Origin of the sequence: Streptomyces sp. NPDC086077 (assembly GCF_040686175.1) — a bacterium.
Taxonomy (GTDB): domain Bacteria; phylum Actinomycetota; class Actinomycetes; order Streptomycetales; family Streptomycetaceae; genus Streptomyces.
Window position 1 is genome coordinate 1 of record NZ_JBFBJT010000214.1, and the last position, 8983, is coordinate 8983.

Below are 8983 nucleotides of genomic sequence, written 5' to 3' on the forward strand. Positions count from 1 at the left end.
GAGGTGGGGCCGCCCTCGGCCCTACCGGCCGGCCGTCGTCGTCGCCGTCGCGTTCACCGGCGCCGGTGCGTACCCGGTGGGCCGGGCGGTGAAGGCGCCCCGGCCCTGGGTCCGGCTGCGCAACCGCGTCGCGTAGCCGAACAGTTCGGCCAGCGGCACGGTGGCGGTGACGACCGCCGAGCCCGCCCGGGTCTGCGAGCCGCAGACCCGGCCACGCCGGGCGGCGAGGTCACCGAGGACACCGCCCACGGCCTCCTCGGGCACGGTGACCGTGACCTCGACGACCGGCTCCAGCAGCGCCATCACGCAGAGGCGCAGGGCACCTTGCAGACCGGACCGGCCGGCCGTCCGGAACGCCATCTCCGACGAGTCCTTCACATGGGTCGCCCCGTCGGTCAGTGTCACGCGCACCCCGGTCACCGGATGCCCGCCGAGCGGCCCCTCGGCCAGGGCGTCCCGGCAGCCGGCCTCGACGGCACGCACGTACTCCTGCGGTACGCGCCCGCCGACGACCGCCGAGCGGAACTCGAACCCGCTCTCCAGCGGCTCGACGTCCAGCACGACATGGGCGAACTGGCCCGCTCCGCCGTCCTGTTTGACATGCCGGTGGACATGCCCGGCCACACCACGCTCGACCGTCTCGCGGTACGTCACCCTGGGCCGGCCGACATTGACGTCCAGCCCGTGGCCGCGCCGGAGCTTCTCCACCGCCACCTCCAGGTGCAGTTCGCCCATGCCCGACAGCACGGTCTGCCCGGTCTCCGGGTCGGTCCGCGCGACCAGCGACGGGTCCTCCTCGGCCAGCCTGGCGAGTGCCGTGGCCAGCCGGCCGGTGTCGGTGGACGCACGGGCCTCGACGGCCACGGTGACGACCGGTTCGGCCACGCTCGGCGGCTCCACGACGAGTGGTGCGCCGGGCGCGCACAGGGTCGACCCGGCGCGGGCGGACTTCAGCCCGACCACGGCCACGATGTCGCCCGCGACGGCCCGGTCCACCTGCGCGTGCCGGTCGGCCTGCACCCGCAGGATCCGCCCGATCCGCTCGGCGCGCCGCGCACCCGCCTCCCACACGGTGTCCCCCTTCTCCATCGTCCCCGAGTACAGCCGGACGTACGTCAGTCGCCCCGTCGGTGTGGCGCTCACCTTGAACGCCAGTGCCGCGAGGGGCGCCGCGGGATCGGCCGGGCGTTCCTCGCCGCCGGTGCCGCGCACCGGCGGCACGTCCAGCGGTGACGGCAGATACGCCACGACCGCGTCGAGCAGCGGCTCGACACCGCGGTTGCGGTACGCCGAGCCGCACAGGACGACGACGCCGTCACCGGTGCGCGTGAGGTCCCGCAGGGCCGCGGCCAGGGTTCGCTGCGACAGTTCCGCGGCGGAGCAGAACTCCTCCAGCGCGTCCGGGTGCAGTTCGGCGACCGCCTCCTCCAGGAGCCGTCGCCGCCGCCGCGCCTCGTCCAGCAGGTCCGGCGGAACCGGTCGCGCCGCCGCCGCGGTCCCGGCGCCGTCGGCCCAGATCAGCGCCCGCATCCCGACCAGGTCGACGACGCCGGTGAAACCGTCCTCGGTGCCGATCGGCAGCTGCACGACCAGCGGGGCCGGGTGCAGCCGGTCACGGATCGATGCGACCGCCGTGTCGAGGTCGGCGCCCGCGCGGTCCAGCTTGTTGACGAACGCGATTCTCGGTACGCCGTACCGGTCGGCCTGCCGCCACACGGACTCGCTCTGCGGCTCGACGCCGGCGACGGCGTCGAACACGGCGACCGCCCCGTCCAGCACCCGCAGCGAACGTTCCACCTCGTCGGCGAAGTCGACGTGCCCGGGGGTGTCGATCAGGTTGATCCGGTGCCCGTCCCAGGCGCAGCTGACGGCCGCGGCGAAGATGGTGATCCCCCGGTCACGCTCCTGGGGGTCGAAGTCGGTGACGGTGGTGCCGTCGTGGACCTCACCTCGGCGGTGGGTGGCGCCGGTGGCGTAGAGGATGCGTTCGGTGAGGGTGGTCTTGCCGGCGTCGACGTGGGCGAGGATGCCCAGGTTGCGGACGGCGGTGAGGTGTCGGTCGAATGCGGTGCGCACGGCCCTTGGCCTTTCGGGGTGACGTGTGTGCGTGGGCAGCGCGATGTCCGGACGTGACGTGAAGCGGCGGGCGGGCGCGGGGCGTGGATCGACCACCGACGCACGCGCGCTGACGCTCAGATGTCCGTCACGGCTTCCGGTGCCGGCCGCGCAGCGGGCACCGGGCGACCGGAGACACGAGGATCACCTCGTAGCGGGAGCGGGGAACGACGACAGCGGCACGATCACGCACGGCCCGTCCCCTCTCACTCGACTCGCTGTTCGACAACGAGGCGAGTGTAGGGAGGACGGTCCACCGACCGCACGGCATTTTCGACCGGCCCTAGGACCCCTCCGCCGTGTAGAAGTACCGCCGGACCCGTCGCAGCCACGCCTCGGCGGCCCTCTCGTCGGGCTGTTCGGGCAGGGCGCCGGGCGTCGCGTCGAACGCCTCCTCGAAGTGGCGCAGCAACGGCAGTGCCGTCGAGGGGTCGGCCGCGGCCCGCTCGCCGAAGGCGTGGTAGCTCTCGGGATCCTCCACCCGGACGGTCAGCCGGCCGGTGGCGTACAGCTCGTAGCCCTGGGTGCACAGCCGCTTGAGGTGGCGGGCGTGCTTGGCGGTGCGCCTGCGGGTGCCCGGGTCGCCGGCGCGGCTCTGGAGCTTGCGGAACTGCTGCGTGGCGTACCCGAGGTACGCGTCACGGACCCGGCGGGCGCCGAGGAGGGTCGACCGGATGCCGATCAGCTCGTCACCGAGGGGGGTCCTCACCTCGTACAACTCCTCGGGCAGCCAGACGAGTTCCATGACGGTCGGGTTGCCGCCGAGCGCGAGGCGGCACCACTTCGCCGCCTCGTGCAGGGTGCGGTCGGGTGCCGTGGTGACGTGGGACTCCTTCGGGCCGTGCAGGCCGTGCAGGGCCTCGGTGGGTGCGGCGAACATGCCGAGCCGGTCCACGTCGGAACCCTCGCGGGCGAGGCCGTACGCGGTCGAGCCGACGACGCCGGACAGCAGGATGTTGGTCACGGTCACGGAGGCCCCCCGATGTCGAGTCGCGCGCCCTTCGTTTCGGTGGCACGGGCGACGGCGGACCGTCATGATGCCGCGTCCACCGGGCCGACGGCCTGCCATTTTCCGCCGCCGGACGCGCACGGCGCGACCCTCGGGTTCCTCCAGCGTTCACAGCCGCATCACGTCGAGGTCTTCAAGCCTGCCCGGTCTCGAACTAACGTCCAGGAATCGATCACCCCGATCGCCCCGATCAACCCGATCAATCCTGATCTTCACGAGTGAGGTTCCGATGTCCGCACGACATGCCCTCGTCAGCCTGGCCCTGCTGCCGGTGCTGGCCGCCCCGACGGCCGCCCAGGCGACGACGGACGGCCCCCACGCGTCGTCCCACAAGGCGCGCTTCGACCTCCAGGCCCACCGCGGCGGCCTCGGCATGACGACCGAGAGCACCCTGCAGGGCTTCGGCAAGGCGCTGCGGCTGGGGGTCTCCACGCTGGAGCTGGACACCCAGGTCACCAAGGACCACAAGGTGGTCGTCACGCACGACCGGCAGGTCAGCGCGCAGAAGTGCCGGGACACGGCGCCGGTGGTGCCGGGCGACCCGCAGTACCCGTACGTCGGGAAGTACATCAAGGACCTGACGCTGGCGCAGATCAGGACCATGGACTGCGGCTACCAGCAGCTGCCCGGCCACCCCGAGCAGGAGCAGATCCAGGGCGCCCGGATGGCCGAGCTCCGCGATGTGCTGAACCTGGTCAAGCGCTACAAGGCCAAGGACGTCACCCTCAACATCGAGACGAAGGTCGAGGCGGGCGCGCCCGAGCAGACCGCGCCGCGTGAGCTGTTCGTACGCCGGGTGTTCGAGGAGATCCGCGCCTCCGGACTGGAGCGCCAGGTCAGCGTCCAGTCCTTCGACTGGGGCGCGCTGAAGGCGATGCACAAGCTGGCGCCGCGGTGGCCGCTGGTGGCGCTGACCAACTACGACTTCCTCCAGGTCGGCAAGGACGGCGCCTCCCCCTGGCTCGGCGGGATCGACGCCGACGACTACGACGGCGACTTCGTGAAGGCCGCCGCGACCGTCCCGGGCGTCAAGGCCCTCTCCCCCAACTACGGCTTCCCGCAGAACGGCAAGATCGGCGACCCCGGCTTCCGCTTCTACCCCGACCGCGCGATGATCGACAGCGCGCACGCGCGGGGCCTGAAGGTCATCCCGTGGACCTGCGACGACCCGGCGACGGTGGCGGCGCTCATGGACATGGGCGTCGACGGCATCATCACCAACTACCCGAACCACGTCCGCGAGCTCATGGCCGACCGCGGGATGCGGCTGCCGAAGCAGTACTTCCCGCGCCACTGATACGGAGCGCCCCGGCGCGGGCCGAGCGGACGTCCGGCCCGTCGACGGCGTATCGTCGCCGTCGACGGCCGGTGATCACAGGGGTGGGCCCGGCAGGGCGTACAGCACTTGGGGGTGTCCGTGGCCGCGCGTCGGTTCCGCGACCGTTTCCGGCGACGGCCCTGGCGGGGGCGGGACGAGGACGGGCGGACCGCCTGGACCCGTGGGCGCGTGACCGTGGCCCTGTCCCTGCTGGTCGCGCTCGTGCTGCTCTTCCCCTCCCTCGTGCCGGGCAGCCCGGGGAACGTGGGTGGTCTGACCGAGAACTTCCTGCCCTGGCTCGGCGTACCGGTCGTGGGGCTGCTCGCGGTGGCCGCGGTGCGCCGCTCGGCGAGCGCGCTCACGGCGGGGTCGGTGGCGACCGTGGTCTGGTGCGCCGTGTTCGGTCCGTCGCTGGTGCCCCGGGAGCCCGGCGCCCACGACCTGACGGTGGTGCAGCACAACGTCAGCGACGAGAACGAGGACCCGGCGGCCACGGCACGCAGTCTCATGGCCGCCGATCCCGACCTCATCGCCCTCGAAGAGCTGACGGAGCACGCCCTTCCGGCGTACGAGAAGACGTTCCGGGCCCGCTACCCCCACCACGCGATCGTCGGCACGGTCGGCCTCTGGTCCCGGTACCCGCTGACGGAGTCGGCACGGGCGGACATCAAGGCCAAGGGGGTGCCGGACGACTGGAACCGAGGGCTCCGGGCGACCGTCCGTCTGGCGCCGCGGCACGACGTCGCCGTGTACGTGGCTCACCTGCCGTCGGTCAGGATCAGACCCGCCGACGGGTTCGACACCCGGTGGCGCGACGAGAGCGCGGGACTGCTGGGCGAGAGGCTCGCCGGTGACCGGTCGACCACGGTGATCCTGGCGGGCGACCTCAACGGCACGACGCGGGACCGGGGTCTGGCCCCGCTGACGTCACAGCTGGACTTTCCGGACGAGGACTTCGATTTCAGCTGGCCCACCGCGTTCCCCGTCTCCAGGATCGACCAGGTCATGGCGCGGAGCGATGGTGACCGACATACGGACCCTCCGCGCGACCGGCAGCGATCACTTGCCTGTCATGGCGCGGATCAAGCTGGAGGACGAGCGGGCAGGGCGCTCGTAGGATCTGCCCCCGAGGAAGGCCCCTGGTCGGGAGCGGTGCCCGGACCCACTCCGGTGGCGGAGACCTGACCGCCGTATGGCATTATGTCGCCGCAGCCGATCATGGTCGAAGACCAGCTCCGACGACCACGTGCGCAAGGGGAGATCCGCCCATGGGCGGAGCGCGTGGCGTCGCCACTCCATACGGCAACCCTTCCGTCACCGTGCGTCAGGTGGGCCGTCGGCTTCGCGACACGTGCGGCATGCACGGTCGCAGCTGACTCCTCCATCCGAAAGGGCTTGGCCATGCAGTTCCGCACGGCACGACGCTGGTTGTTCGGCGGGGCGACGACCGCCCTCGTGGTCGGTGTCACGATCACCGTGAGCTCGCCGATCCAGCCGGCCGCGCAGCGGACCGACGTGACGGCCGCGAGTGAGCTGCCGTTGGGACCCGCGGGCCTCGCGGAGAGCCGTACCTCCCGGCAGATCGCGCCGGGCGTCACGCACATCGCGATCGAGCGCGGGCAGGCGTCGGCGGACGAGTTCTGGACCGTCACGGTGGGTCTCGCCACGAGTGAAGCGGAGGCCGCCGCACTGTCGGGCAAGGTCCGCGCCGCCGGGTACGAGCCGCGCCTGGACCCCACCGCCGGTCCCGATCCGCGAGGGCCGCAGGACCGGCCGCTCGGCTGGACGGTGCGTGTCGGCCGCTACGCCGACCAGGCCGCCGCCGACCGGGCCCGGAACGCGATCGCGTCCCGCGGGCTGCCCGCCGCCGTCCACCACACCGGCGCCGACGGGCACGCCACGAACGGCCCCTGGTCGCTGGACGTGCTCGTCGTCGACCCCGCTGGGTTCCGCGGAAGCCTGCGGTCGGAGCTGGCCAACGGCGTGGTGCCGGGACGCGAGACCACCAGCTCGATGGCGCGTCGCACCCAGGCCCTCGCGGCGGTCAACGGCGGCTACTTCGTCATCGGCGGCCCCCACACCACTCCCGGCAACTGGGTGGCGGGCACCGACGGCGATCCCGCCGGCATCTCGGTGGTCGGCGGCACCCTCCTCTCGGAAGCCGTGAACGGGCGTCCCGCACTGGTGGTGCCCGACGACTTCGCGCGGGGCACCTCGGTACGCCGGCTCAGGACGGACATCACGGTCGGCGCGCCCGGCGGCGCCACCCGCAAGGTGACCGGCCTCAACCGGCAGCCCGGTCTGATCGCGAACTGCGGAGGCGTCGGGAGGACCACCCCCTTCTCCCATCCGGCGCACGACTACACCTGCGGCAACGCCCACGAACTCGTCGCGGTCACCGCGGAGTTCGGCACCACCGCTCCACAGGGCCCCGGATACCAGGTCACCCTCGACGCCACCGGCCGGGTGACCGCGGCGCGCAGCAGCCGGGGCGGTGCCGTCCCCGCGCGCGGCACCGTGCTCCAGGGCACGGGCACCGAGGCCCGATGGCTGCGCGCCCACGCCCTGATCGGTGCCCGGCTCACGGTGCGCAGCACGGTGTCGGACGCCGACACGGGGGCCGCGCTGCCGCTCACCGCGAAGACGTCCGTCGTCAACGGCGGTCCGCTGCTGCTCCGCGACGGCGAGACCGTCCTCGACCCGGTCCGGGACGGCTGGAGCCCCGAGGACATCGGGGGCGCGGACCGCGCCGCCCTGTACAACGACTGGTACCTGCGCCGCAATCCGCGCACGGCCGCGGGCGTCACGCGGGACGGACACGTCATCCTGCTCACCGTCGACGGCCGTCGCCCCGACCGCAGCGCCGGGCTGTCGATCACCGAGACCGCCGAGGTGCTGCGCAGCCTGGGCGCGGTGGACGCGCTCAACCTGGACGGCGGCGGCTCCACGGCGATGGTCGTGGCCGGCGCGCTGCAGGGCCGCCCCAGCGACGCGACCGGTGAACGCCCGGCCGGCGACGCACTCGTCGTCCTGCCCGAGCCGGCCCGCTAGCGGCGCCCGAAGGCACTACGGACGGCACTGCCGACGGCACTATTGACGGCAATGGTCCATACCAATACGTTCCCACCCATGCGAAGAACCCTGAGAAGACTGGCCCTTGCCACCTGCTCCCTGTCCCTGCTCGCCGTCCTCGCCCCGGCGGCCGGAACGGCCGTCGCCGCCGAGTCGCACACCACGACCGCCAAGCACGGCAAGCGGGTGGGCTACTTCACGCAGTGGGGCGTGTACGGCCGCGACTACCAGGTCAAGGACCTGGACACGAGCGGTCAGGCAGCCAGGCTGACGCACATCAACTACGCCTTCGGCAACGTGAACGCCGAGGGCGAGTGCTTCACCGGGAACGTGCCGGGCGAGGCGGACGCCTGGGCCGACTACGCGCGCCCCCTCGATGCCGAGAACTCCGTGGACGGCGTCGCCGACACCGACACGCAGCCGCTCGCGGGCAACTTCAACCAGCTGCGGGAGCTCAAGGCGAAGCACCCCGGCCTCAAGGTGCTGATCTCACTGGGCGGCTGGAGCTGGTCCACCCACTTCTCCGACGCCGCGCTGACCGCGGAGTCACGCAAGAAGTTCGTCTCGTCCTGCATCGACCTGTACATCAAGGGCGACCTGCCGGTCGACGGCGCGCGCGGTGGCGCGGGCTCGGCCGCCGGGCTGTTCGACGGCGTGGACCTGGACTGGGAGTGGCCCGGTTCACCGGGGGACACGGACACGGTCTACCGACCCGAGGACAGGCGCAACTTCACCGCCCTCGTGCACGAGTTCCGCACCCAGCTCGACGCGTACGCGAAGAGCCAGGCGCCGCGCGGCAAGAAGGCCAAGCACTACGACCTGACGGCGTTCGTACCGGCCGCGCCGGGCGCGATCGACGCCGGGTTCGACATCCCGCGGATCATGCGGGACTTCGACTTCGTGAATCTCCAGGGCTACGACTACCACGTGTCGGGCCAGCCCACGACGGCTCAGCAGTCGGCCCTGTTCGCGCCGGGCGACTTCAGCGTGGACCAGACGGTCCGGGACTGGGTGCGCAGGGGCGCCCAGCCCCGCAAGCTGGTGGTCGGCATGCCGTTCTACGGGCAGGGCTGGACCGGGGTGAGCGGTGGCGGCGACGGCCTCGGCCAGCCGGCCACCGGCCCGGCGAAGGGCACCTACGCCGACGGCTACGAGGACTACAAGGTCCTCAAGGGCCTGGCCGCCTCCGGTACGTACACCGTGCACCGGGACCGCTGGGACGGCAGCGCGTGGCTCTTCGACGGCACCACGCTGTGGACGTACGACGACCCGCGGGTGCTGAGGACCAAGGCGGCGTACGTCCGCAAGCTCGGTCTGGGCGGCGCGATGTTCTGGTCGATGGACGGCGACACGGCCGACGGTGAGCTGACGGCGGCGGTCGACAAAGGCCTCAACGGGCGCTGACCCGTCAAGGGAATCACGTTCGGCTACGAGGGCAGAGAAGAGGGCCGCGACCTCACGGTCGCGGC

7 protein-coding genes are annotated in these 8983 nt (G+C 72.5%); 5 read left to right on the forward strand and 2 right to left on the reverse strand.

Translation table 11 applies throughout. The features are described 5' to 3' along the window. Positions 1 to 21: 21 nt before the first annotated feature. Positions 22 to 2076: an elongation factor G gene (gene fusA / locus AB0O67_RS34710; protein WP_365459197.1), complete on the reverse strand. Its 2055-nt coding sequence runs from the start codon at positions 2074 to 2076 to the stop codon at positions 22 to 24. A 322-nt stretch (positions 2077 to 2398) separates the two neighbouring features. Continuing rightward, entirely contained in the window at positions 2399 to 3085 is a 687-nt protein-coding gene (locus AB0O67_RS34715) for a nucleotidyltransferase domain-containing protein (RefSeq protein ID WP_365459200.1), read from the reverse strand. Positions 3086 to 3097: 12 nt separating this feature from the next. Between AB0O67_RS34715 and AB0O67_RS34720 the strand changes: the two genes are divergently transcribed. The 5 genes from AB0O67_RS34720 (at position 3098) to AB0O67_RS34740 (ending at position 8918) form a co-directional block, all read left to right on the forward strand. Beyond that, the gene (locus tag AB0O67_RS34720; protein ID WP_365459203.1) at positions 3098 to 3346 is read left to right on the forward strand and encodes a hypothetical protein; all 249 of its coding nucleotides are present in this window, start codon (positions 3098 to 3100) and stop codon (positions 3344 to 3346) included. Positions 3347 to 3353: 7 nt separating this feature from the next. Next, positions 3354 to 4421 (forward strand): glycerophosphodiester phosphodiesterase family protein, encoded by a 1068-nt coding sequence (locus AB0O67_RS34725; RefSeq protein ID WP_365459206.1) that lies wholly within the window; start codon positions 3354 to 3356, stop codon positions 4419 to 4421. Between the two features lie 120 nt (positions 4422 to 4541). Next, complete coding sequence (locus AB0O67_RS34730) at positions 4542 to 5627, forward strand: endonuclease/exonuclease/phosphatase family protein (RefSeq protein ID WP_365459209.1); 1086 nt, start codon at positions 4542 to 4544, stop codon at positions 5625 to 5627. Positions 5628 to 5843: 216 nt separating this feature from the next. Further along, positions 5844 to 7493, forward strand: a complete 1650-nt coding sequence (locus tag AB0O67_RS34735; RefSeq protein ID WP_365459212.1) for a phosphodiester glycosidase family protein — start codon at positions 5844 to 5846, stop codon at positions 7491 to 7493. A gap of 78 nt (positions 7494 to 7571) precedes the next feature. Continuing rightward, positions 7572 to 8918 (forward strand): glycoside hydrolase family 18 protein, encoded by a 1347-nt coding sequence (locus tag AB0O67_RS34740; protein ID WP_365459214.1) that lies wholly within the window; start codon positions 7572 to 7574, stop codon positions 8916 to 8918. The last annotated feature ends 65 nt before the right edge of the window (positions 8919 to 8983 follow it).